The 23,301-nt window shown below is 65.3% G+C and carries 21 protein-coding genes and 1 pseudogene; 17 read left to right on the top strand and 5 right to left on the bottom strand.

Annotated features, from left to right (window positions below; translation table 11 throughout):
• Positions 1 to 32 precede the first annotated feature (32 nt).
• Positions 33 to 1,511 (top strand): annotated as a pseudogene (metG, locus tag F9K07_RS06370) (methionine--tRNA ligase); the annotation flags it as partial.
• A gap of 56 nt (positions 1,512 to 1,567) precedes the next feature.
• On the opposite strand, the gene F9K07_RS06365 reads toward metG, so the two are convergent.
• Entirely contained in the window at positions 1,568 to 3,262 is a 1,695-nt protein-coding gene (locus F9K07_RS06365) for a thiamine pyrophosphate-dependent enzyme (RefSeq protein ID WP_159590480.1), read from the bottom strand.
• A gap of 121 nt (positions 3,263 to 3,383) precedes the next feature.
• On the opposite strand from F9K07_RS06365, the gene F9K07_RS06360 reads away from it, so the two are divergent.
• The 7 genes from F9K07_RS06360 (at position 3,384) to F9K07_RS06330 (ending at position 9,737) form a co-directional block, all read left to right on the top strand.
• On the top strand, positions 3,384 to 4,232 hold the full coding sequence (locus F9K07_RS06360; protein WP_159590478.1) for a fumarylacetoacetate hydrolase family protein: 849 nt from the start codon (positions 3,384 to 3,386) through the stop codon (positions 4,230 to 4,232).
• A gap of 230 nt (positions 4,233 to 4,462) precedes the next feature.
• Positions 4,463 to 5,257, top strand: coding sequence for an MHYT domain-containing protein (locus F9K07_RS06355; RefSeq protein ID WP_159590476.1), 795 nt, complete (start codon positions 4,463 to 4,465; stop codon positions 5,255 to 5,257).
• A gap of 126 nt (positions 5,258 to 5,383) precedes the next feature.
• Positions 5,384 to 6,139, top strand: a complete 756-nt coding sequence (locus F9K07_RS06350; protein WP_159590474.1) for an ABC transporter ATP-binding protein — start codon at positions 5,384 to 5,386, stop codon at positions 6,137 to 6,139.
• Positions 6,136 to 6,963, top strand: coding sequence for an ABC transporter permease (locus tag F9K07_RS06345; protein WP_159590472.1), 828 nt, complete (start codon positions 6,136 to 6,138; stop codon positions 6,961 to 6,963). The genes F9K07_RS06350 and F9K07_RS06345 overlap by 4 nt, the downstream gene beginning before the upstream one ends.
• Positions 6,964 to 7,014: 51 nt before the next feature.
• Positions 7,015 to 8,049 carry an ABC transporter substrate-binding protein gene (locus tag F9K07_RS06340; protein ID WP_159590470.1) on the top strand — a complete coding sequence of 345 codons (1,035 nt, stop codon included), beginning with the start codon at positions 7,015 to 7,017 and terminating at the stop codon, positions 8,047 to 8,049.
• A gap of 18 nt (positions 8,050 to 8,067) precedes the next feature.
• Positions 8,068 to 9,036 carry an isopenicillin N synthase family dioxygenase gene (locus F9K07_RS06335; protein WP_159590468.1) on the top strand — a complete coding sequence of 323 codons (969 nt, stop codon included), beginning with the start codon at positions 8,068 to 8,070 and terminating at the stop codon, positions 9,034 to 9,036.
• Complete coding sequence (locus tag F9K07_RS06330) at positions 9,015 to 9,737, top strand: GntR family transcriptional regulator (RefSeq protein ID WP_159590466.1); 723 nt, start codon at positions 9,015 to 9,017, stop codon at positions 9,735 to 9,737. Before F9K07_RS06335 ends, F9K07_RS06330 begins: the two co-directional genes overlap by 22 nt.
• Here F9K07_RS06330 and F9K07_RS06325 read toward each other — a convergent pair.
• Positions 9,734 to 10,579, bottom strand: a complete 846-nt coding sequence (locus F9K07_RS06325; protein ID WP_159590463.1) for an IclR family transcriptional regulator — start codon at positions 10,577 to 10,579, stop codon at positions 9,734 to 9,736. The genes F9K07_RS06330 and F9K07_RS06325 overlap by 4 nt on opposite strands.
• Positions 10,580 to 10,766: 187 nt before the next feature.
• On the opposite strand from F9K07_RS06325, the gene F9K07_RS06320 reads away from it, so the two are divergent.
• The 3 genes from F9K07_RS06320 to F9K07_RS06310 are packed head-to-tail and all read left to right on the top strand — an operon-like array spanning position 10,767 to position 13,079.
• A complete protein-coding gene (locus F9K07_RS06320; protein ID WP_159590461.1) occupies positions 10,767 to 11,912 on the top strand; it encodes an FAD-dependent monooxygenase in 1,146 nt (381 codons plus the stop codon).
• A 31-nt stretch (positions 11,913 to 11,943) separates the two neighbouring features.
• Positions 11,944 to 12,909, top strand: coding sequence for a tripartite tricarboxylate transporter substrate binding protein (locus F9K07_RS06315; protein ID WP_159590459.1), 966 nt, complete (start codon positions 11,944 to 11,946; stop codon positions 12,907 to 12,909).
• Between the two features lie 26 nt (positions 12,910 to 12,935).
• Positions 12,936 to 13,079, top strand: a complete 144-nt coding sequence (locus F9K07_RS06310; RefSeq protein ID WP_159590457.1) for a hypothetical protein — start codon at positions 12,936 to 12,938, stop codon at positions 13,077 to 13,079.
• A gap of 10 nt (positions 13,080 to 13,089) precedes the next feature.
• Here F9K07_RS06310 and F9K07_RS32180 read toward each other — a convergent pair whose 3' ends face one another.
• Positions 13,090 to 15,132 carry a methyl-accepting chemotaxis protein gene (locus F9K07_RS32180; protein WP_159590455.1) on the bottom strand — a complete coding sequence of 681 codons (2,043 nt, stop codon included), beginning with the start codon at positions 15,130 to 15,132 and terminating at the stop codon, positions 13,090 to 13,092.
• 287 nt (positions 15,133 to 15,419) lie between these two features.
• On the opposite strand from F9K07_RS32180, the gene F9K07_RS06300 reads away from it, so the two are divergent.
• The 4 genes from F9K07_RS06300 (at position 15,420) to F9K07_RS06285 (ending at position 19,392) form a co-directional block, all read left to right on the top strand.
• Positions 15,420 to 17,084, top strand: coding sequence for a flavin-containing monooxygenase (locus F9K07_RS06300; RefSeq protein ID WP_159590453.1), 1,665 nt, complete (start codon positions 15,420 to 15,422; stop codon positions 17,082 to 17,084).
• A gap of 192 nt (positions 17,085 to 17,276) precedes the next feature.
• Positions 17,277 to 18,347: a helix-turn-helix domain-containing protein gene (locus F9K07_RS06295; RefSeq protein WP_159590451.1), complete on the top strand. Its 1,071-nt coding sequence runs from the start codon at positions 17,277 to 17,279 to the stop codon at positions 18,345 to 18,347.
• Between the two features lie 3 nt (positions 18,348 to 18,350).
• Positions 18,351 to 18,845: a hypothetical protein gene (locus F9K07_RS06290; RefSeq protein WP_159590449.1), complete on the top strand. Its 495-nt coding sequence runs from the start codon at positions 18,351 to 18,353 to the stop codon at positions 18,843 to 18,845.
• A gap of 109 nt (positions 18,846 to 18,954) precedes the next feature.
• Positions 18,955 to 19,392, top strand: a complete 438-nt coding sequence (locus tag F9K07_RS06285) for a hypothetical protein (protein WP_159590447.1) — start codon at positions 18,955 to 18,957, stop codon at positions 19,390 to 19,392.
• Here the strand turns inward: F9K07_RS06285 and F9K07_RS06280 are convergent.
• On the bottom strand, positions 19,368 to 20,132 hold the full coding sequence (locus F9K07_RS06280; protein WP_159590445.1) for an NYN domain-containing protein: 765 nt from the start codon (positions 20,130 to 20,132) through the stop codon (positions 19,368 to 19,370). The two genes, F9K07_RS06285 and F9K07_RS06280, sit on opposite strands and share 25 nt — an antisense overlap.
• Positions 20,133 to 20,374: 242 nt before the next feature.
• On the opposite strand from F9K07_RS06280, the gene F9K07_RS06275 reads away from it, so the two are divergent.
• The gene (locus F9K07_RS06275; protein WP_159590443.1) at positions 20,375 to 21,406 is read left to right on the top strand and encodes a tripartite tricarboxylate transporter substrate binding protein; all 1,032 of its coding nucleotides are present in this window, start codon (positions 20,375 to 20,377) and stop codon (positions 21,404 to 21,406) included.
• 28 nt (positions 21,407 to 21,434) lie between these two features.
• Entirely contained in the window at positions 21,435 to 22,268 is an 834-nt protein-coding gene (locus tag F9K07_RS06270) for an alpha/beta fold hydrolase (RefSeq protein WP_159590441.1), read from the top strand.
• A 19-nt stretch (positions 22,269 to 22,287) separates the two neighbouring features.
• Here the strand turns inward: F9K07_RS06270 and F9K07_RS06265 are convergent, their stop codons facing one another.
• Positions 22,288 to 23,283: a TerC family protein gene (locus F9K07_RS06265; protein WP_159590439.1), complete on the bottom strand. Its 996-nt coding sequence runs from the start codon at positions 23,281 to 23,283 to the stop codon at positions 22,288 to 22,290.
• Positions 23,284 to 23,301: the final 18 nt, after the last annotated feature.

Raw genomic sequence — 23,301 nt, 5'->3', positions numbered from 1 at the left:
ATTCGGGGGGATTACCCCTTCTCTCCAGCTTCCACGTTCGTTTTGACAACTGGCATTCGACGCACAGCCCCGAGAACCAGCAGTTGGCTCAAGACATCTACTTGAAGCTCAAGGCGAAGGGGTTTATCGCCAGCAAGCAGGTCGAACAGTTCTACGACCCCGTCAAACAGATGTTTCTGCCGGATCGGTATATCAAAGGCGTCTGCCCCAAGTGTCGGGCTAGCGATCAGTACGGCGACTCGTGCGATGCCTGTGGTGCCATTTATGCGCCCACCGAATTGGGCAACCCCTGTTCCGTCCTGAGCGGCGCACGACCCGAGCTCAGAAGCTCAAACCACCTGTTCTTCAGGCTCTCGGAAGACTCGGTGCTGCCGTTTCTTCAAGAATGGACAGCGCATGGAAGCCTTCAGCCCGAGATGCTGAAGAAGGTGTCCGAATGGTTTGGCGCAGGGCTTCTCGATTGGGACATCTCGCGCGATGCACCCTACTTCGGCATCCCCATTCCGGGCGAGGCGGGAAAGTTCTTCTATGTCTGGCTCGATGCGCCCATTGGCTACCTGGCAAGCTTGAAAAATCACTTCGACAAGGGGCAGGCGCTGAACCACTGGCATGTGCCGTCCCGAACCTCTCAAACCTACGAAGAGTTTCTTGCCGATCCTGCCATGGAGCAGGTTCACTTCATCGGCAAAGACATCGTCTACTTCCACGCCCTGTTCTGGCCCGCCTTGCTCCACTTCAGTGGCATGAAGGCTCCTTCCAAGATATTCGTGCACGGCCACTTGACGGTGAACAAGGAGAAGATGAGCAAGAGCCGGGGAAATGGGTTGGACCTCACACGGTATCTCGATCTTGGACTGGATGTGGAGTGGATGCGCTACTACATAGCCACCAAACTCAACAGCGGCGTCGAAGACGCGGACTTCAACGCCAGCGATTTCGTGGCGCGCGTCAATGCCGACCTGGTCGGGAAGTTTGTGAATATCGCCAGCCGCTCCTCGGGCTTCCTGGCCAAAAAATTCGAAGGCGTCCTTGGGTCCATGGATGAAGACGGTGCCCGGCTCGTCAGGTCGTTGCAGGATTTCGTGGCGCAAGCGGCAGCGCTGTACGAAGCCCGCGAGTTTGGCAAGTGCATTCGAGAAACGATGTTGATGGCCGACGCCACGAACGCCTTCTTTGACAGCAGAAAGCCCTGGGAGCTTGCGAAGAAGCCTGACGAGCATGAGGCCCTGCACGCCATTTGCTCGGCCTCGCTGGAGTGCTTCAGGCTGCTCTGCATATTGCTCAAACCCATCGTGCCCGATCTTGTGCAACGTGCCGAGGCCTTTCTCCAAGTTTCCCCGCTCGATTTTGAAAGTGCCGAAACGCTCATGAAGGCAGGGCATCGCGTGGGGGACTATCAACACTTGATCAAGCGGGTGGACCTTGCGTTGATCGAGGGGGCATTTCCCAGGTCGCCCCCCGCGCCGCCTCCTCGTCAGAACGTCACGTCATCCCACACGTACGCCCAATAGCCGTTCAAAGCCCGTTGACTTGAGAGGCGTTGCCGACACACTCGGCAAGACCACCATCAGGCCGATGCCGGCTCCATCTCCACATGGACCGCGGCTGTCCTGGGCCGCAAGGCCGACAACGTGGTGGCCGCCATGATCTGCTCGATGTCGCAAGCCACGTCGAGCACGGCCGGCCCGGGATGGGCCAGGAAGCGCGCGACCTCCTCGCAGGCTTCGCTCGACGAGCCGATGCGAAAGCCGCCCGCACCGTAGGCCCGCGCGAGCACGGCGAAGTCGGGGTTGTGCAGCGCCGTGCCACTCACGCGGTGGGGAAACTGCCGTTCCTGGTAGCTGCGGATGGTGCCGTAGGCGCCGTTGTTGGCCACGACGATCTTCAACGGCAATTGGCGCCCGACCGCAGTGGCCAGCTCGTTGCCCGTCATCAGAAAACCACCGTCGCCACAGAACGCCAGCACCTGCCGGTGCGGGTAACGCAAGGACGCCGCCAGCGCCGCCGGCACGCCCATTCCCATGGCGCCACACGCCGCGGACAGCAGGCGCTGTGTTCGGCGAAAACGCAGCACCCGGTGCACCCAGGTAGAGAAGTTGCCCGCATCGAGGGCGACGATGGCGTCGTGGGCCAGGTGCTGCGACAGCGCTTGCACCACGTGGCCGAACACATCGGCCTCGGGCGTTCGCGCCGCGTCCCAGCCGTGCGCGCCCTCGCGTGCCTGTGCCACCTCGGCCAACCAGTCCGATCTGGCGGGCAGGGGCGGACGGGGCAAGGCGTTCATGGCACGCAGGAACGCGTGGCCGGTGGACACCACGGCCTGCAAGGTCAAGAAGTGCCGGCCGATGGCATTCGCGTCCGGATACACATGGATCAGTGCCTGCGGCGTGGGCTGCTGCGCAGGAAAGGTGTAGCCCTGCGAAGTCACGTCGCCCAGGCGCGTGCCCACGGCCAGCACGAGATCCGCGTGCTGCAACAGCGCCGCCACCGACGGACTGACGAAGAAGCCCAGGTGCCCCAGCCAGTGCGGATGGTCGTTGGCAAACAGGTCCTGGTTCTTGTTGGTCACGGCCACCGGCATCTGCCAGGCCTCGCTGAAAGTGAGCAAGGCATCTCGAAATCCGGTGTTGCGGCACTCGCCACCCACCACCGTCACCGGGCGTTGGGAGGCCGCGATGAAGGCCGCGACCTCGCTCAGTTCCTTGGCCACGGGCGCCGCGTGCGCCGGCGCCCCCAATTTGCGCGCGGGTGTGGCGCAAGGCTCGGCCAGCACGTCCTCGGGCAGCACGACCAGCACCGGCCCGGGCGTGCCCGCCTGGGCGAGCGCCAGTGCGCGGGCCACCACCTCTCCCGCGTGGTCGGCATGCGCCAGCGAGCCCACCCACTTGGCCACCCCGCCGAACATGCGCGCGTAGTCCACTTCCTGGAACGCGCCCCTCCCCAGGTTCGGGCGATCGACCTGGCCCACGAAAACCACCAGGGGCAAGGCGTCTTGCTGCGCCACATGGACACCGATGCTGGCGTTGGACATGCCCGGACCCCGGCTCACGAACAGCACGCCAGGGCGCCCGGTGAGCCGCGCGTCGGCCACTGCGGCCAAGGCCGCCGACCCCTCGTGCCGGCAAGTCACCAGGTCGATCTGCGGGCGGTCGAGCAGGGCATCCAACACCGGCAGAAAACTCTCACCGGGCACGCTGAAGACGCGGTCCACTCCGTGGTGCAGCAGGGTATCGGTCAAGGCATCGGCAACACGGTAGGTCATGCTGGCTCCTCAAGATCCCCCGCGAAGCGCGGCGAGCGGTGCATGCAATGTAGGTGGGATCTAGAGAAAATTCCAGCCAATTAGCCTATATTCAACCAACATTTGCATGCACAGGGCGCCCATGAAAATTGTTCGCTACAACCACTCCAACCGAGCCGCCTGGGGCGTCGTGCAGGACGAACGCATCGTGCCGCTGCAGGGCTTGCCCGACACCGCGAACTTCGCCGAAGTGTTGCTGGCCGCGGGCCAGGCCGCCGGCGATGCCCTGGACCAGCGCCCCCGCGGACTGCCCCTGCTGTCCTCGGTCGAACTCCTGCCACCGCTCACGGCCACCGCCATGGTCTATTGCGTGGGCATCAACTACCGCGCCCACGCGAACGAGGCCGGCCGCGAGCTGCCACCCCATCCGTCGCTCTTCATCCGCCGCCAGGCCAGCCTGGTGGGCGCCCATCAGGCGCTGGAGTATCCGCAGGGCTCCACGCAGTTCGATTTCGAAGGCGAGTTGGCGCTGGTCATCGGCCGCACGGGGCGCCATATCGCGCCCGACGAGGCGTGGCGCCACATCGCCGCCTACACCTGCCTGAACGACGGCAGCGTGCGGGACTTCCAGAAGCACTCGGTGACCGCGGGCAAGAACTTCGAAGGCAGCGGCGCGTGCGGCCCCTGGCTGGTGAGCACCGATGAGGTCCCCGACCCGAACAACCTCACCCTGGTCACGCGGCTCAACGGCCAGGAGATGCAACGCGCGAACACCTCGCAGCTGATTTACCCCATCGCCCAACTCGTGAGCTACGTGTCGCGTTTCGCGCGGCTGCTGCCGGGAGACGTGATCTCCACCGGCACGCCCGAAGGCGTGGGCGCGGCGCGCACGCCACCGGTGTGGATGAAGCCCGGCGACCACATCGAGGTCGAGATCGCCGGCATCGGCGTGCTCGGCAACCCCGTGCGGGGCGCGGTGTCGCCAAGCTGAGACAGCCGCCGCCTTTGATCGTCCCGATCGCCACGGCCATCGGCTCCCCGTCCTTCGGTCACGCCCGATTGCGACTTTAGGCCATTGACCGCTGGCACCTCGCCCACCACCATCGATCCGCCCATGCGCGCAGGCGCCCGACAGCGTCGGCCCGCGTGGGCCGTCTTCGTCGGTACAACGTCTCCTATCCGCGCAGGCGCATTCCAACAAGGAGGCAAGAGGAAACCGTCATGAACTTCCAGGTGGGCGATGTTCTTTCGCCGCGTTACGACATGGTGCTGGTGGCGATGTCGTATGTGATCTCCGTACTCGGCTCGTTCGCGGCCCTGGCCCACACCCAGCATCTGTACCGCCGCGACGGTTCGATCAACACGTCGATGGCGATCGGCGCGGCTGTGGCGCTGGGCGGCGTGGGCGTCTGGTCCATGCACTTCATCGGCATGATGGGCTACCGGCTTCCCCTGCCGGTGCAATACGACGGGCTCCTGACCCTGCTCTCGCTGCTGGCCGCGATGGTCATTGCGGGCATTGCCCTGCTCCTGGCCGGCCGGGGTGGCCAGTTCAACAAACCGGGATGGCTTGCCGCCAGCATCCTGGCCGGCGTGGGGGTGTGCGTGATGCACTACATGGGGATGTACGCCATGAACCTGCGCGCCGACATGTCGCTCGACACCGGGGTCGTGCTGCTCTCCTTTGCGATCGCGGTCACCGCCTCGGCCGCGGCGCTGTGGCTGGCGTTTCACGTACGCCGGTTCTGGCATCGGGTGGTGGCGTCGCTGGTCATGGGCCTGGCCGTCTGCGCCATGCACTACACCGGCATGCAAGCCGCGGAGTTCATCTGCGTGGCCAGCACCTCCGAACCCCTGTGGGCCATCGGCGGCATCTACCTGCCGCCCATGGTCTTCTCCGTGGTGGGCGTGGTCCTGGTGTATCTGCTGTGGAATGTGCTGGCCCCCCAGGAGACGGCGCCTGCGCGCAAGCGCACAGCCCGTGGCGCGATGGGCACGCAGCACTCCGTGCTGTAGCAGGCGCGCGGCACCTGCGCCGCGCGAACACGGGCAAGGCGGTGCCACCTCGGCTCGGTGGCACGGATCTCGCTATGGACATTGGACGTCCAACAACCCGCCCATTCTTGGGGACGTCCAGACATCATGTCCATCGACATCCAACTCAGAAACCTGTCGCGCCGCTTCGGCGCCACCGTCGCGCTCGAGGCGGTGGACCTTGACATCGCCGCCGGGCAGTTCATCGCCCTGGTCGGGCCTTCGGGCTGCGGCAAGACCACGCTGTTGCGCATGGTCGCCGACCTGGAGCAGCCCACGGGCGGCACCGTGCGCATCGGCGGCCAGCCACCGGCCACCGTGCGCCGCGCACGCCAGCTCGGCCTGGTGTCGCAACGCCCCGCGGTGCTGCCCTGGAAGCGCGCGGTGGACGACGTTGAATTCACGCAGCAGGTGACGGGCCGCGCCGGCCTGCCCGCGCGCGGGCTGCTGCGCGACTTCGGGCTCGCGGGCCACGAAGAGAAGCTGCCGCACCATCTCTCGGGCGGCATGCTGCAGCGCGTGAACTTCGCCTCGGCCATCGCGCACGACCCCGAAGTGCTGCTGATGGACGAGCCCTTCTCCGCACTCGACGAGATGAAGCGCGAAGAGCTCGGCCTGTGGCTGGGCAGCGAACTGGCCACACGCCCCAAGACCGTGCTGTTCGTGACGCACCACGTCGACGAAGCCGTGCTGCTGGCCGATCGCGTGATCGTGTTCTCGCCCGCGCCGGGCCGCATCCTGGCCGACATTGCCGTGCCTTCGCCGCGCCCGCGCACGGCGGCGTTTCGCACCGATCCGCAGTTCATCGAGATCACCGACCGCATCCGCGGCCTGCTGTTTGGACCCTGGAGAGCTGCTGCATGAACACCACCACCGTGACCCCACCCGCCGTTGCCGCGCCCCACGCGGCGCGCGCCCTGTTGCTGCGGGCCTTGAAGATCTCTTCGCGCATCGCCTTTCCCGTTGTCTCCATCCTCGGTCTGTGGTACCTCGCCATCGCCTTCTCGGGCCTGCCCGAATTCGTGATCCCGCGCCCCACACAGGTGCTCGCGGTGCTGACCGACGAGACCGACTTCGTCACACAACATCTCGTGGTCACGCTGCGCGCGGCGGCCATCGGCTTCGTGTGCGCCAACGTCGTTGGCATTGGCCTGGCGGTGTTGTTCACCTCGCTGCCGATCTTCAACCGTCTGCTGATGCCCGCGGCCATCACCATCCGCAACGTGCCTTACGTGGCCTTGGCCTCGGTGCTGGTGCTGGCGGTGGGCGATGGCCTGTGGACCAAGGTGACCATCGTCACCATCGCCGGCTTCTTTCCCGTGCTGGTCAACACCCTGCGCGGCCTCAGGGCGGTCGACACCGTGGTGCTGGACCGCATGCGCATCCTCGACGTGAGTCCGTGGAAGATCTTCCTCCAGGTGCGCCTGCCGTACTCGGTGCCCTACATCCTGGCCGCGCAGGAAATCACCGGCAGCGCCAGCATCATCGTGGCGGTGGCGGCGGAATGGATGATTTCTTCCGAAGGCCTGGGCTACGTGATCAACCGCGCCATGGCCCAGTACCGCGGCGATCAGGTGTACGCGGTGGCGCTGCTGGCCGCCGTGTTGTCGTACGCGATCTACATGCTGGTGCAGGTGATCGGCGCGCGCATCAACTGGAGCGAGCGCGCGCGCAACGGCGGTCCGTGAGGCATGTCATCGAACGCCATTTCCCTTTTCTCATCTTCAAGGAACCACACCATGCGTGCGCCTTTCATCCGACTCGTTCTCACCCTCGCCATCGGCGTCACCGCCTGGAGCAATACCACCGCGCAGACCGCGACGGAAGACATCCGCATCGCGCTCTCGTGGTTGCGCAATGGCCAGTACGCCGCGCTCATGGTGGCCGACGCCAAGGGCTACTTCGCGGAAGAAGGCCTCAAGGTGAGCTTCATCGACGGTGGCCCGGGCAAGAACCCGATTCCCACGGTCGGCGTGGGCCAGGCGCAGTTCGGCGTGATGGCGCAGTCGTTCATCATGTCGGCGCGGCTGGCACCGTCGCCAGTGGACGTGGTGGCAATTGGCGCGCTGATCCAGGAAGTGCCCTACGTCTACATCGGCTTGGGCCATCCCGGCGACCCTGAGCCCACGCCCAAGGACCTCGAAGGCAAGCGCGTGGGCATCCAGGCCGACGGCGAGATGTTCATCAAGGCCCTGGCCAAGCGCAACCACCTCGACCTGTCGAAGATCAAGGTCGAGACCGTGCTGGCCAATGCCGAGCCGCTGCTGGTCGGCAAGGTCGACTACTTCACCGGCCACCTGCACAACCAAACCTACCAGGTCGAACTGGAAGCGGCCAAGGCCGACGCCCCCGCCCACCTCAAGGGCAAGACCTGGAAGGTGGTGCGCTTCTCGAAATACGGCGTGGCCTCGTACGGCGACACGCTCTTCACGAGCGGCAAGATGATCAAAGAAAGACCCGAGACGGTGCGCAAGGTGGTGCGCGCCGTGGCCAAAGGTTTGAAGTTCACCATCGACAACCCGGCCGAAGCCGTGAAGCTGGTCGATGCGTACCCGCAGCAGATCGAGCGCGCCGACAAACTCGCGTGGCGCATGAAGGTGCAGAACCCGCTGAACCAGAGCGCCGACACCAAGGCGCGCGGCCTGTTGTGGATGGACCCCAAGGTGTGGGACGAGACCATGGCCTTCTACAAGGAGTACGACCAGATCAAGTCGGTGGCGCCCGCCGCCGAGATGATGACCAACGCCTTCAACCCCGGCATCAAGGCCAACTGAGCGAGCGAGACGCCCCGCATGAGCAACACACCCACCGCCGCGCACGCGATCCCGACCATCGACATCGCGCCGCTCTTCGGCCATGACGACGCCGCGCGCCAGGCCATCGCCCACGAGATGGGCCGCGCCGCCGAGAACTACGGCTTCATGAAGCTGGTGGGCCACGGCGTGCCGCGCGCGGTCATCGCCGACACGTTCGCCGCCGCCGAAGCTTTTTTCGGCCAGCGCGAAGAAGCCAAGGCGCCGTACCAGGAACGCAAGACCAACCGCGGCTTCCAGCCGATGTTCGACAACGCCAAGCCAGGCCAGAAGCCCAGCGGGCAAGAGGCCTTCAGCATGGGCCACCCGATTCCGCCGGTGGACCCGGCGCTGCTCACGCTGCCGTTCTATGCCGCGACACCGTGGCCCGATGTGCCGCAGTTCCGCGAGCGGCTGGAGACCTGTTACCACGCCATGTTCCAGGTCGGCGAATCGGTGCTGCGGGCGCTCGCGCTGCATCTCGGTGCGCCGGCCGACTTCTTCGCCAACGTCTCGCGCAACACCTACTCCAACATGCGTGTGGTGCACTACCCGCCCCAGGAAGTGGTGCAGCACATCGCCGACGTGGGCGTGCGCGCACACGAAGACCAGGGCCTGATCACGCTGCTGATCCAGGACATGAACGGTGGCCTCGAAGTGCTCGGACCCGATCAGGACTGGCTGCCCGTGGTGCCCGACGAAAACGCCATCGTGCTCAACGTCGCCAAGCTGCTCACGCGCTGGAGCAACGGCCGGCTGAAGTCCGCCATGCACCGCGTGATCAACCGCTCGGGCCGCGAGCGTTATTCGATTCCGCTGTTCATCCACCCGAACTACCACCAAGTGATCGACCCGCGCGACTTCGCGCCGACGGACGAGCCACCACGCTACGAGCCCATCGTGGCCGGCGAGCAGGTCTACAAGAACTTTTCCGGGGAGCGCAAGTCGTGGGTCGAACTGACGTCCTGACCCTGCCCGACCGCCTCGCGCATGACCTGCGGCGGCGTCTCTCCGAAGGCGAATGGGCCACAGGCCAGGCCATACCCGCCGAGACCGCGCTGGCCAGCGCCTATGCGGTGTCGCGCAACACCGTCCGCGAAGCCATCAGCCGCCTGGTGACCGAAGGCCAGTTGCGCATCCAGCGCGGCATCGGCACCATCGTGCGCCCGCCAGCGGTACCGCAGGCGCCGATGGGCATGGGCCACTTCGAATCGCTCACCGAATCGATCCGGGAACAAGGCCGCACGCCGCGCATCGAGCTGCACAAACTGGAGCGCCGCGAGGCCACGGCCGGGGAAGCGCAGAAGCTCGGATTGCCCGATGGCGCGCGCCTGCTCTACACCGAGCGCGCGATCTACAGCGACGACGAGTTGCTGAGCTACGGTTACGACCGCTACTTGGACAGCCTGTTCCCCGAGGTGGTGGACGAAACGATGTTCTCCATGTCCTTCGTGGACATCTTCGAACGCCTGGGCGTGCGCACCGACCGCACCGAGGTGGAGTACCACGCGGTGCTCTCCAGCACCATCGGCTGGGGCCGCAGCAACCGCGCGCCGCAGCTCTACGTGCTGCTCGACCGCGTGCACTACGCGCAAGACCTGCCGGTGTTCCACGCGCAGACGTACTGCGTGGAAGGGCGCAACCGCATCTACACAAGCAGCTCGCGCTAAGCCTTCACGTACCCCAGCCCCCGGGAGATCTCGCTGGCCGCCGCGCACACCGCGGGCAGCACCGCGTCGCGCACCACCTCGTCGGTGAACGCGTGCGTCATGGCCGTGGCGTTGATGCCGGCGACCACGTGGCCCGTCGCGTCGAACACGGGCGCGGCGATGGAGCGCACGCCCAGGTGGAATTCCTGGTCGTTGAACACGACGCCATCGACCCGCGCGCGCGCCAGCATCTGCCGAAAGGCCACCGGGTCGCTGGTCGAGTTGGGGGTCATCGCGGGAATGGGCCCGGTGCCCAGGATGGCATCCACCGCCTCGGGTGCGAGATAGGCCAGCAGGATGCGCCCGATAGAGGTGGCGTAGGCCGGCGTGCGCGAACCCACATGGATGTTGATCGCTGTCGGCAAAGGAATGCGGGCATTGGCCACGTAGACCAGCTCCTTGCCGTCCAGCAGCCCCATGTGCACCGACGCGTTGACCGTGGTCCTCAACTGGTTCAACACGGGTTGCGCGAGTTCGATCATCGACAACCGGCTCAGGTAGGCGTACCCGAGCGACATGGTCAACGACGTCGGCCGGTAGCGCCGCCCCGGCTCTTCACGGCTCAGGTAACCCAGGCGCTCGAGCGTCTGCACATACCGGAACGGTTTGGCGCGGTTCCAGCCGAGGCGCTGGGCGATGTCGGTCAAGGTCAGGCTGCCGTGCTCGGACTCGAACACCCGCAACACCGCCAGTCCCTGGGCCAGCGCCTCCACCCAATAAGGGCTTTTGTCGGCCTCGGCACTGTCCGGCTCATCGCTCGCGGGCGGCGTCGGGGGCAAAGGGGTCTCGGGCGTGGGGTTCATGGGCGGTGGCGCAACGCCAGAAAAGGCGGGGTGCCTCGGTTGCGCAGCGATTCTATGAAATCGACGCTGAAGCCGGCCAAAGCGGCCCTCATGCACGCCAGATCAGGGTTTTTACCGATCTCGATCACCGCGAAAGAAATTTAGCATTCAAAACAAGATTTCGTATTCAAAACATTCTTTTGACCACATGACCTCTCCTCGCATTGCCATCGTGGGCGCCGGCATCGGCGGCCTGTCGGCCGCTCTGGCCCTGAAACGCCTGCACATCACGCCCGTGGTGTTCGAGCAGGCGGCCCGGTTCGGGCGCGTGGGCGCCGGCATCAACCTCACCCCCAACGCCGTGCGCGCGCTCGACGGCCTGGGCGTCGGCCAGGCCTTGCGCGCCACGGCGTTTCGCCCGACCCGGCGCATCAGCCGAACCTGGGACAGCGGGGAGGTGACCTCCAACCTCGAAATGGGCGATGCCGGCGAGCGCCGGTACGGCGCACCGCAGCTCACGGTGCACCGCGCGGACTTGCTGTCGGCGCTGGAGACGGCGGCCTCGGACGTCGAGATCCGCCTCGGCAGCCGGGTCCAGCGCATGGCGCAGACCGACGAGCACGCCGAGCTGGTGCTCGACAACGGACAGACCCACCGCTTCGACGCCATCGTGGGCGCCGACGGCATCCATTCCGCGGTGCGCGAAAACCTGTTCGGCGCCGACCAACCCATCTTCACCGGGCAGGTGGCGTTCCGTTCCATCGTCGACACGCAAAGGCTCGGCCACCTGGACCTGACGCCGACCACCAAGTGGTGGGGGCCGAACACCGCGAGCCAGATCTTCACCTTCCTGATCCACGGTGGGCGCGAGCTGTTCGTGTTCGCCACCGCGCGCGAAGACAGCTGGCGGCACGAGTCGTGGTCGGTCAAGGGCACGCAGGAAGAACTGCTCGCGGCCTACGCGCCGTTCCACCCGGAGGTGCAGGACATCCTGCGCGGCTGCGAAGTGGTGCTCAAGACCGCGCTCTACGTGCGCGAGCCCATGGCGCAATGGACGCGGGGTCGCGTCACGCTGCTGGGCGATGCCTGCCACCCCATGCTGCCGTTCATGGCGCAGGGTGCGGCCATGGGCATCGAGGACGCCGTGGTGCTGGCCCGCTGCCTGGCCGACGGACCGGATTGCGCGTCCGCACTGCAAACGTACGAAGCGCTGCGCAAGCCCCGCGCCAGCCAGATCCAGGTGGCCTCGGGCAAGAACGACTGGCTGCGCAACGACAACAACGCCGACAGCGTGTACGGCTACGACGCCTGGGGCACAACGCTCAACCCCGCCGATCAACCCTGTGCGGTCTGAAGCGCGCACATCCTGACAGAGAGAGGTTCACATGCAACGACGTCAACTCCTGAGCGGTTCCGTGGCCGCAGCCGCACTGGCCATCGCGCCGGCCGCGCGCGCGCAAAACAATTTCCCGTCCCGGCCGATCCGGCTGCTCGTGGGCTTCGCGCCGGGTGGTGCCACCGACGCGGCCTTTCGCGTGCTGGCCAGCAACGCCAGCGCCATCCTGGGACAAGCTGTCGTGGTGGAAAACAAGCCGGGCGCGGGCATGGTGATGCCCGCCCAACTCATGCAGACCGTGCCGGCCGACGGCTACACCATCGCGCAGGTGGCCGTCTCGGTCTTTCGCCAGCACTACCTGACGAAGACCAGCTACGACCCGGTCAAGGACCTGAAGTACATCATCGGCCTGGCTTCCTACCCCTTCGGCCTGGCGGTGCCGGCCACGTCCGACATCAAGACGCTGGCGGACTACATCGCCTACGCCAAGGCGCATCCCGGCGAGATGACCTATGGCACGCCCGGCACCCTGTCGTCACCGCACCTCACGATGGAAGACCTGGCGCAGCGCGCGGGCGTCAAACTCACCCACGTTCCCTTCCCTGGCGGCGCACAGGCCATGACGGCCGTGCGGGGCGGGCATGTGAAGTCGCTCGCCGACGGGCCCAGCTGGGCCAGCCTCGTCGAATCGGGGGCTTTGCGCCTGCTCGCGATGGCGGGCGAGACGCGCAGCCCGCGCTTCCCCAACGTCCCCACCTTGAAGGAGCTGGGCTACCCCATCGTGCAGAACGCGCCGTTCGGCTTGGTCGCGCCGGGCAACACCGACCCGGCGGTGGTCGAGCGCCTGCACAACGCCTTCAAACAAGCCATGGACCAGGAGAGCTTCCGCGACGCGCTGCGCAGGTTCGACATCGATCCCCAGTACATGAGCAGCCAGCAGTTCACCGCGTTCGCGCACGACATCACGCAGTCGGAACGGCCCATCATCGATCGCATCGGCCTGCAGCGGCCCTGATCGACAAGGAGAGCCGGCTCTCCAGCGTGGTGAAGCTGTCCCGCTTTCTGGGCCGCGACATCCGGGTGTCCACCATCGAGAAGATGCGCCGCCACTACATCGAGCAAGGCATCGTCCAGAGCGACGCGGTTCCGCTGGGCCGGATCTACGACGAATCGGTGGTTCGATAGAAGCGGGTGGCTATGCCCCCAGGCGGAACACCGACACCGTCTTCACCAGCTCATCCGCCTGCTGCCGCAGGCTGTGGGCGGCGGCCGACATTTCTTCCACCAGCGCGGCGTTCTGCTGCGTCGTCTGGTCCAGTTGCACCACCGCTTCGCCCACCTGGCCCACGCCGGCGCTTTGTTCGCCGCTGGCGGTGCTGATGTCGGACATGAGGCGTGAGACCTGCTGAATGGCGGTGATCAACTCGCGCATGGTCTGGCCGGCTTCGTTCACCGTGACCGTGCCGTTGCCCACGCTCTGCACGCTGCTGCCGATCAGGTCCTTGATCTCACGCGCCGCTTGTGCCGAACGCGTGGCCAGGCTGCGCACTTCACCAGCCACCACGGCAAAACCCCGGCCCTGCTCGCCCGCGCGCGCCGCTTCCACGGCCGCGTTGAGCGCGAGGATGTTGGTCTGGAACGCGATGCCGTCGATCACGCCGATGATGTCGGCGATCTTGCGCGAGCCTGCGTCGATGTTCTGCATGGTGTCGACCACGCGCTGCACCGCCGCGCCGCCTTGCTCGGCCAACGCCGTGGCCGATCGCGCCAGCTGATCGGCCTCGCGCGCGTGCCCCGCGTTCTGGCCCACCGCCGTGCCCAACTGCTCCATCGAGGCTGCCGTTTCTTCCAGCGCGCTGGCCTGGTTTTCGGTGCGGCTGGACAGGTCCTGGTTGCCCTGCGAGATCTCCGCGCTGGCCGAGGCCACCGCTTCTGCGCCACGGCGCACACGGCCCACCACGCCGGCCAGGTCTTTCTGCATCACCGCCAGTTGCGCCATGAGGCTGTGGGTGTCCCCAGCCTTCACGGGCACCGGTTGGCCGAGGTCGCCGCGCGCCACACGGGCGCTCACGGCCACGGCTTCGGCAGGCTCGCCGCCCAAGGGCCGCAGCACCAGGCGCTGCAAGGCCCAGAGCAGGCCGAACGAAACCGCCACGATCGACGCCAGGCCGAGAACGGCGGCGGTGAGGTTGAGCGCGCGCACCTCGGCAAGGATGCGGTCTTGTGGCACGGTGGCCGCGAAGGCCCACGAGGAGTCGCCGTTGCCGACGCGAATCGGCACGTAGACGCTGGTCACCTCTGTGCCCAAACCTTCGTGCAGGAAACGCACGCGCTCGGGGCGGTGCTCGCTCAAGGCGGTGCGCAGGGCGGCGAGTTCGGTCGGCGCACTCAGCGCCTGGCCCACATGGGCGGCGTCGCGGTCGCCCACGTACACCGCGCCATGGGAGAACAGGCTGGCGTAGCCGGTGTCGTAGAGGCGAATGGCCTGCACCTTTTCCTGCAGGCTGGAGAGCGGCAGATCGATGCCTGCCACGCCCACGAACTGGCCGTTGACCACGATCGGCACCGAGGTGGTGGTGATCAGCACTTCCTTGCCCGCCACCGTGTACTTGTAGGGCTCGATCAGCGTTTCCTTGCCCGTGCGTTTGGGCAACTGGTAATAGTCGCCCGCGCCGGCCTTCTCGTAGTCCACCAGCGGCTCCAGCTGGGCCGTGCCCGTACCCCGGTTCCAGTAGGGAATGTAGCGGCCGGTGGCGTCATGGCCCGGCATGCCGACGTACTCGGCGTCGCGCCCATCGAACGCGTTGGGCTCCCACGCCACCCATACGCCGAGAAACTGCGGCGAGCCTTCCAGCACGTTGCGGATCAACGCATCGGCTTCGATGCGATCGGCCTGCCCCGTGGATTTCAAACCACCCAGCGCCTGCGCGAGCGTGCGGGCGGCGGTCATGGTGGCGTTGAGTTCGGCCCCCACCTGCGCGCCGTTGCGCGCCGCCAGCTCCTCGGCATACAGCAGCGCCGTGTTTTCCTGCAGGTTCCCCGCCTGGCGTGTGAGCGACACCACGGTAACCGCAAAGCCCAGCAACACCACGCCCACCACCAGCAGCAGCAACTGGGTGCGCAGGCTCAGGCGGGAGAGGGTGGCGACCGCTGACGCGGCGCGGGCTGGGGATCGGGAGCCCGGGGTGGGCGGGTTCAGAGACGAATTCGGTTGTGGGGACAGGGACGGGGACGACACGCTGGAGCTTCTTTCTTTGGGCGATGTAGATACCGTGAATCTCCCATGACACGCTGCGCCCCAAGGCCCCGAACAACAGGGGAAACCACCGCCAAATCCCCAGCCGGGCGGCGGCGGGCGCGCCAGCGCCCACCCGAAATCCATGCATGTGATATTCAGGGCTGTCGATAAATTTAACTTGCCGGCCGGCAAAATCGGAGCCATGATCTCTGCAAGAGAACAACCCCCGCCCGTGGCCGACGCCCACCGAGGGCAGCGCCGGGGCCCATTTCCAGGAGACAAGCAGCATGGCGGCATCAGCCACCCTCACCCCTTCTTCGACCAACGCCAACGGCGGCGTCACACAGCTGGACGTCATCATCGTCGGCGGCGGCTTCGGCGGCATGTACGCCGTCTACAAGTTCAACAAGCTCGGCCTGAAGCTGCAGGCCTTCGAAGCCGGCACCGATGTGGGCGGCGTCTGGTACTGGAACCGCTACCCCGGCGCGCGCGTGGACCTGCCCAGCATCGACTACAGCTATTCCTTCTCGCCCGAGATCGAGCAGGAATGGTCCTGGTCCGAACAGTTCGCGGCCCAGCCCGAGCTGCTGCGCTACATCGACTTCGTCGCCACCCGCCTCGACCTGCGCCGCCACTTCCAGTTCAGCACCCGCGTGGAAAGCGCCGTGTGGGACGAAGAGCGCCAGCTCTGGACCGTGAAGACCAACAAGGGCGAGACCTTCGAAGCGCCCTACTGCATCATGGCCACCGGCCCGCTGTCGGTGCCGAAGAAGCCCGAGATCGACGGCCTGGAGCGCTTCAAGGGCAAGACGATGTACGCCGCCCGCTGGCCCCACACGCCGGTGGACTTCAGTGGTCAACGCGTGGGCGTGATCGGCACCGGCTCCACCGGCATTCAGATCGTGCAGGAAGTCGGCCGCCAGAACTGCGAGCTGTTCGTGTTCCAGCGCACCCCCAGCTTCACCATGCCGATGCGCAACGTGCCGATGGAGCCCGAGTACATGGCCGAGGTCAAGCGCCACTACCCGGCCATTCGCGAGGTTGCGCGCAACAGCCCCATCGGCGGAATCCGTCCGCAGTCCACGCGCGGTTTCTTCACCGTCACGCCGGCCCAGCGCATGGCGCTGCTGGAAGACTCGTGGCAACAAGGCGGCCTGGCCATGCTCGGCACCTTTGGCGACTTGATGCTCAACGAAGAAGCCAACGAACACGTGGCCGAATTCGTGCGCGGGAAGATCGCCGAAGTGGTGACCGACCCAGCCACCGCCGAAGCGCTCAAGCCCAAGGGCTACCCGATTTTTGCGCGCCGCCCCTGCCTGGACACCGGCTACTACGAAACCTACAACCGGCCCAACGTGCACCTCATGGACTGCATCGCGGACCCGATCCTGGAAATCACCGAGAAGGGCATTCGCACCGCGAAGGGCGAGACCGAACTCGACGTGCTGATTCTCGCCACCGGTTACGACGGCCTGACCGGCGCACTCATGGCCTTCGACGTGGTGGGACGCGATGGCCGCACGGTGCAGGACAAGTGGAAGAACGGCCCACGCTCGCACCTGGGCATCATGCTCGAAGGCTTCCCCAACCTCTTCATGACCACCGGCCCCAACGGCCCGGCGGCGCTGGCCAACATCATCCGCATGAGCGAGAACGATGTGGACTGGATCGCCGACGCCATCCTGCACCTGCGCAAGAACGGCCTGGGCAGCATCGAGCCGACGAAGAAGACCGAAGACGACTGGATGGACCTGGTGCACTCGCTGGCCAAGCATTCGCTCATCAACAAGGCCAAGACCTGGTGGGTGGGCGCGAACGTGGAAGGCAAGCCGCAGGGGCTGACCCAGTTCATTGGCGGTTTCGCCAAGTACCGCGAGGCTTGTGCGGCAGCGGCGGCGAACGGGTATGCCGGGCACGTGAAGGAACCTGCGCGGCAGGCGGTGGAGGCCTGATCACAAGGTCGAACGGAACGGGATGACAAGGAGCGGCTGTGCCGCTCCTTTTTTTTTGGCTTGTGGGTTCTGTGCGTGAAGACATGACGTACACCAGCACCGCACGGGCGTCGCAATCCCGGTTGCCAATCGCAAGTTTACAAACAATAATATATATACTTATTCTGTAAACCAATTCCTGCGGAGAAAACCATGATCGGAAACCGACTCAAGAGAGCGCGAGATGCCCTGGGGCTGTCTCTGCGCGACCTGGAGGCAGCCATCAACGGGCATGTCTCTGCACAGGCGATTGGCAAATACGAGCGAGACGAGATGATGCCGAGCTCCACGGTCCTCCTCGCACTGGCCAAGGCACTACAAGTCTCTCCGGAATACCTGCTGAGCCAGCGCCAAATCGAACTCACGGGCGTGGACTTTCGAAAGGCACCCCACGCCGGGGTGAAGGAAGAGCGAGCGGTCGAGGCGTCCGTTCTTGACCAGGTCGAGCGCTACCTGGAACTGGAAGAACTCCTGCCAGGCGTGGACCAAGCCTGGGACGCGCCTTCCAGCAAGGCGTTCGCCATCAGCCGGGTCGAGGATGCCGAGCAAGCGGCCGACGCGCTGCGCAACCTGTGGCAATTGGGTATTGATCCGATTCCCTTCATGGCCGAACTGCTCGAAGACAAAGGCGTGAAAGTCATCGCGCTGGACTTGCCCGAGAACATCTCGGGCTCCAAGGCCTTTGTGCAGAGCCCCCAACGGGGGGACGTGCCCGTCATCGTGGTGAACCAGGGTCACAACGGCGAGCGTCAACGGTTCACGCTGGCGCACGAGCTGGCGCATCTGGTGCTGCGCTTCAGCGGTTTGAGCGACGCCGAGCAAGAGAAGGCGGCAGACCGCTTTGCAGGTGCATTCCTGATGGCAAAAGACATGGTTCTGCGCCTGCTCGGCGAGCACCGAACGTCCATCTCCATCGGCGAGCTGGCCGAACTCAAGAAGATCTTCAAGATCAGCATCGCGTCTCTGGTGGTGCGCTGCTCGCAGCTCGGCATTCTGCCCAGGCAAGCCTACGGGAAACTCTGGGCTCAAGTCAAAGCCCTGGGCTGGAACGGCCCAGCATCGGCCGAACCGAATTTGCTGCCCCCCGAAGTGCCACAGCGCATGGAGCGCCTGTGCATGCGTGCGGTGGCGGAGGGCGCCATCTCCGAAGCCCGAGCCGCCGAGTTGCTGTGCATCAGCGTGCGTGAGCTGGACCGGCGGCTGCTGGGTCAATCGGCCAGGTGAACCATGATCATTCTGGTCTCGGACACCTCCGTTTTGATCGACCTGGAACGCGGCGGACTCTTGGAGCCTGCCTTTTCTTGTGGTTTGACCATGGTGGTGCCAGACCTCCTGTACGACCGAGAGCTCGCCTCCGAGAACGGCCCCCTGCTCAAACAACTCGGTTTGGGCGTTGTGGAGCTGGCACCCGACGAGGTCGGTTTTGCACAACAACTGCGCACCTCGCGCCCCGGGCTTTCACTGCCGGACTGCTTTGCCCTGAGCTGCGCCAGGCGGCCCAACCATGCGCTCGTCAGCGGCGACCAATTGCTGCGCAAAGAGGCGACCACGCAGCAATGCACGGTCTATGGGCTGCTGTGGATTCTTGACCAGATGGAAACCAGCGGGACCGTGGGCATCTCGCTGCTGCTCGAAGGAATGACACGTATCTCAAGCCATCCGCGTTGTCGTTTGCCCCACGCTGAGGTAAAGGCTCGACTGCAACGCTGGTCACCGACATAACAACGCCAATCTTCCAACCCCCTATCTCCGGAGTGATCGATGCCTGGTGCCTATGCCCACATTTGCGTTGTCAACGACGCCCAAAAATTGGCAGAGTCGGCAGGACTGCGTGACGAAACGCTTGAAAGTCTCGGGCTCCCAACAGCCCAAGGCAACGGCGTGGCTGCTTGGATTCGCCGCCCACATGGCGACGGACATGACTATTCACCCCGTGATCGAGAGCACAGCGCTGAACTTGGCGTGCCCGAGGATGAAGGATATTGACCCAACGTATACCACGCAGCTCAACTCACCTGAAAGCCCAATGGACTACGCGGTCATCTACGAAAGAGCGCGGCGCAATGTGCTGGCGGTCTGGAAGGGCCTTGACGATGCGCTGGTGCAAGGGCGCTCCAACGCATTGGATGCGCTAGAGGACTGGAACCTGGACACCGGAAGAAGTGTGCAGACCGAAAAGCTTGTATTTTGGTTGGGAGCCGCACGATTCGGCGGTGCTGGTTTTCGGAGCGCGAAACGACTCCATCAACTCACAACAGCCACCAGCTGAACCGTCCAATGCCCGCCAGGCTCCTGTTGCGCCTTGAGCAAGTCGTAGGTCTTGAGCATGTCGAGCAGTCCAGAGTGGCCGTACTTCTTCGGTGAGAAAGATGGGTCTGCGCGTTTGAGGTACGAGCCCAGGCCGCCGATGCTGACCTTGCCCTCGGGTGAATCGGCCGCCAGCAGCGTCACCGCCTCCACGACAAACCTCGGGCGCAACTTGGGCGTTGGCTTTGCGGGTTCGGGCTTTGCGGAGTCCGCCTTGGCCGCAGCCGCTGCCTTGGGTTGCTCAACAACAGGCTCGGGCTTCACCCACTCAAAGAACTGGTCGCTCGCGTTGCGCAAAGCATCGGGGCTCTTGGCCTCGCCGACGATGTGCACCGTGGCGCCGCGTTCGCGCAGCTTGCGGCAGAGGTAGGCAAAGTCGGAATCGCTGGTGACGACGCAGAAGGTGTCGGCGCGCTGGTCGAACAGCGCTTCCATCGCGTCCAGCGCAAGCGCGATGTCGGACGTGTTCTTGCCCGCCGCGTACTGGTATTGCAGGCAGGGCGTGAAGGCCAGGCGGACCAGCGCTTCCTGCCATTTGTTGGCCAAGGTCGAGTGGTTGCCGTAGCCGCGCCGCAGCACCACGCGGCCGAACTGGGCGACGACGCGCAGCGCGAATTCCAGGATCTCGGGCGTGGTGTTGTCGCAGTCCACCAGAACGGCGACGCGCGACTCGTTCTCTGCGCTGGTCTGGTTGTGTGCCATCGTGCCGCCCTCGCTTGTGGTGAAGGCCACATCATAGGCAGGCCCAAATTGGCTACCGCCTTGCGGCCCCAATGCCTTCTGCGCAGCCAACACCCCGAAATGCAATACAGCATTGCGCGCCACTGCGTGTTCCCAGCCCGCCAGGCTGCCTACAGTGCGCTGAGACGCGGCGGTTGATCACCTCGGCAAGCTGGGGCAGCGCCGCCCCCTCTGTGCAGCCCCAAAAAACCCGAGGAAATGACATGTTCCCACCCCATCCCCAGACCCCCACCGCTCAGACGACCACGCGGCGCAATGCCATAGCCTGGATGGCCGCCGCAGCCTCGGCGGGCATCACCAGCTCGCGCAGTTGGGCCCAGTCTGCAGACGCAGCAACAAACTTCCCCCAGCGTCCCATCCGCATCGTCGTGCCCTATGCGCCGGGCGCCATCAACGACGTTCTGGCCCGGGCCATGTCGGAACGCTTGCAGACCCTTCTCGGCCAACCCGTTGTGGTGGAAAACCGGGCCGGCGGTGGGGCCGTGATCGGCACGCAGGCCGTGGCATCTGCCCCGGCGGACGGCTACACCTTGCTGCAGGTGCCGGCGGCGCATGCCAACAATGCCACGCTGGTCGCGAAGCTGCCGTACGACTCGTTGCGCAGCTTCCAGTTCATCACCCTCGCCGCCCGCGCGCCCCTGTTGGTGGTGACGGGAGAGCGCATGCCAGCGCGCAATCTGCAAGAACTCCTGGACCTGGCGCGCAAGCGTCCGAACCACTATTCGTATGGGTCTTCAGGCAATGGCGGCGCCGCCCATCTCGCGGGGGAAATGCTCAAACAGCAGGCCAGTGTCGAACTGCTGCACGTGCCCTACAAAGGCGCTGCACCAGCGATGGCGGATTTGATGGGCGGTCAGATCGACATGACGTTTGCCACCCAGACCGTTGCCAAGGCGGCCATCAAAGCCGGCCGTGTGCGGGTGCTCGCCGTCACCAGCAAGACCCGCTGGCCGGGCCTGCCGAACGTGCCCACCGTCGCGGAAAGTGGCCTGCCCCAATACGAGAGCGTGGCGTGGTGGGGCTATGCTGCGCCAGCAGGCACACCCGCAGCCGTCGTGGCCAAGCTCAACCAGGCCATCAATGGCGCGCTGGATGCACCTGCGCTTCGACAAACCCTGGAGACCGAAGGCATCGAGGCCATTGGCAGCACGCCCGCAGAATTCGCGGCCTACGCCCAGGCCGAGATCGCAACCTGGGGCGACGTGATCCGCAAGTCGGGCATCCGCATCGAATGAATGAGCAAGTGATTGATTGAGTGATTGAGTGAGCAAGCCGATGGCAGACCCGACCGATTCCACCGCCGCCCCTGTCAACGTGCTGCTGCCGCACGGCGACCACACCCTGCAGGTGACCGTGGAGGGCCCCGAGGGTGCGTTGCCGATCATCCTGATGCCGTCGTCCCAGCGCGATGCCAGCGACTACGACGAATGCGCAGCCTTCCTGGCCGCCGCCGGCCACCGCGTGCTGCGCCCCTGGCCACGGGGCATGGGGGCGAGCAACGGCCCCATTGAAGGCGTGACGCTGACCACATTCGTCGACGATGCCGTGTTCGCCTTGCAGCAACTGGGCGGCGCGCGGCCCGCGATCTGGCTGGGGCACGCGTTTGGCCACTATGTGGCGCGGGTGGCCGACCTGACTCAGGCGCAGTGGGTGCGCGGCGTGGTGGTGGCCGCAGCGGCGGCGCACACCTTTCCCGGCAACGCCACGAAGACGCTCGCCATCGCCTCCGATCCGCGGCGGCCCGAAGCGGAGCGCCTGGCGGCATTGCGCGAAGGCTTCTTTGCGCCGGGCAACGACCCTCGGCCATGGCTGCTTGGCTGGTACCCGCATGCGCAAACGCCGTACCGCTCTTCCGCGGCAGGCGCCTTGCCAGAGAAGGCCGCGTGGTGGCCCGTGGCACACGCGCCCATCCTGGATCTGCAAGCGGCAGACGACCCGTGGCGGCCACCCCAGACGCGCAACGAACTGCGCGATGTGCTGGGCAACGACAAGGTGACGGTGCAACTGATCGAGGGCGCCAGCCATGCGTTGCCGTGCGAGCAACCGCGCGCTGTTGCGCAAGCCGTGATCGACTGGATCCGCACGCTGCCCGCCTGAGCCACGCAGATGGGGGGCGTCATGTGGCCTCGGAGATTGCCCTGGTTTGCCCGCGGGTCTTCCACAAGGATACGAACACGCCACCGGCGATCAAACCCAAGGTCACACTCAGCGAGATCACAGGCGGGATCTTGCCGATGATGCCGACCAGGAAGATCTTGCTGCCGATGAACACCAGCACCAGAGCCAGGGCGTACTTCAGATATTTGAAGCGGTGGATCATGGCCGCAAGCGCAAAGTAGAGTGCCCGCAGACCCAGAATGGCAAAGATGTTGCTGGTGTAGACGATGAAGGGATCGGTGGTGATGGCGAAGATCGCCGGCACCGAGTCAACCGCAAAAATCAAATCGACAAACTCCACCAACACCAGGGCCAGAAACAGAGGCGTCGCGAAGCGCGCCAGTTTGCCCGTCTTGGGGTCTGTTTCCCGGACCCAGAAGGCATTGCCGCGCAAACCGTCGGTCACGCGTATGTGCCGCTTGAGGAATTTCAGCAGCGGGTTGTTGGCGATGTCCGGCATGTGGTCGGCAATGATCCACATCTTGATGCCCGTGAAGATCAGGAAGCCGCCGAAGAGGTACAACACCCAGCTGAATTGGCTGACCAGGGTCGCTCCGACTGCGATCATGATCGCGCGCAGCACGATCACGCCCAGGATGCCCCAGAACAGCACACGGTGTTGGTACTGCCGTGGGATGGCAAAGAAGCTGAAGATCAGCGCGATCACAAACACGTTGTCCATCGACAACGACTTTTCGATCATGAAGCCGGTGTAGTAATCCATGCCGCTCTGCGCGCCCAGAAACCACCACACCCAGGCGCCAAAGATGAGCGCAACGCTGATGTAGCCGGCCGACAGCAAGAGGCTCTCGCGAACGCCGATCTCCCTGTCGTCCTTGTGAAGGACACCCAGATCGAAAGCCAACAAGGCAACAACGATGCCGACAAAAGCGAGCCAGACCCAGGTGGGCTTGCCCATGAAGTCGGCTGCAAGGAAGGGGAGCAGGAGATCCATGTCTTGCTTTCAAGTTCA

Origin of the sequence: Hydrogenophaga sp. BPS33 (assembly GCF_009859475.1) — a bacterium.
Classification (GTDB): Bacteria; Pseudomonadota; Gammaproteobacteria; order Burkholderiales; family Burkholderiaceae_C; genus Hydrogenophaga.
The sequence above is the reverse complement of the archived record's forward strand: the minus strand, read 5'-3'. Positions and strand labels throughout refer to the sequence as shown.

Coding starts and splice junctions, on each gene's coding strand:
- F9K07_RS06280 (WP_159590445.1), bottom strand. CDS start 20,132: ATGGCACACAACCAGACCAGCGCAGAGAACGAGTCGCGCGTCGCCGTT.
- F9K07_RS06325 (WP_159590463.1), bottom strand. CDS start 10,579: ATGAACCCCACGCCCGAGACCCCTTTGCCCCCGACGCCGCCCGCGAGC.
- F9K07_RS06360 (WP_159590478.1), top strand. CDS start 3,384: ATGAAAATTGTTCGCTACAACCACTCCAACCGAGCCGCCTGGGGCGTC.
- F9K07_RS06340 (WP_159590470.1), top strand. CDS start 7,015: ATGCGTGCGCCTTTCATCCGACTCGTTCTCACCCTCGCCATCGGCGTC.
- F9K07_RS06335 (WP_159590468.1), top strand. CDS start 8,068: ATGAGCAACACACCCACCGCCGCGCACGCGATCCCGACCATCGACATC.
- F9K07_RS06315 (WP_159590459.1), top strand. CDS start 11,944: ATGCAACGACGTCAACTCCTGAGCGGTTCCGTGGCCGCAGCCGCACTG.
- F9K07_RS06290 (WP_159590449.1), top strand. CDS start 18,351: ATGATCATTCTGGTCTCGGACACCTCCGTTTTGATCGACCTGGAACGC.
- F9K07_RS06265 (WP_159590439.1), bottom strand. CDS start 23,283: ATGGATCTCCTGCTCCCCTTCCTTGCAGCCGACTTCATGGGCAAGCCC.
- F9K07_RS06295 (WP_159590451.1), top strand. CDS start 17,277: ATGATCGGAAACCGACTCAAGAGAGCGCGAGATGCCCTGGGGCTGTCT.
- F9K07_RS06275 (WP_159590443.1), top strand. CDS start 20,375: ATGTTCCCACCCCATCCCCAGACCCCCACCGCTCAGACGACCACGCGG.
- F9K07_RS06345 (WP_159590472.1), top strand. CDS start 6,136: ATGAACACCACCACCGTGACCCCACCCGCCGTTGCCGCGCCCCACGCG.
- F9K07_RS06350 (WP_159590474.1), top strand. CDS start 5,384: ATGTCCATCGACATCCAACTCAGAAACCTGTCGCGCCGCTTCGGCGCC.
- F9K07_RS06320 (WP_159590461.1), top strand. CDS start 10,767: ATGACCTCTCCTCGCATTGCCATCGTGGGCGCCGGCATCGGCGGCCTG.
- F9K07_RS06300 (WP_159590453.1), top strand. CDS start 15,420: ATGGCGGCATCAGCCACCCTCACCCCTTCTTCGACCAACGCCAACGGC.
- F9K07_RS06365 (WP_159590480.1), bottom strand. CDS start 3,262: ATGACCTACCGTGTTGCCGATGCCTTGACCGATACCCTGCTGCACCAC.
- F9K07_RS06355 (WP_159590476.1), top strand. CDS start 4,463: ATGAACTTCCAGGTGGGCGATGTTCTTTCGCCGCGTTACGACATGGTG.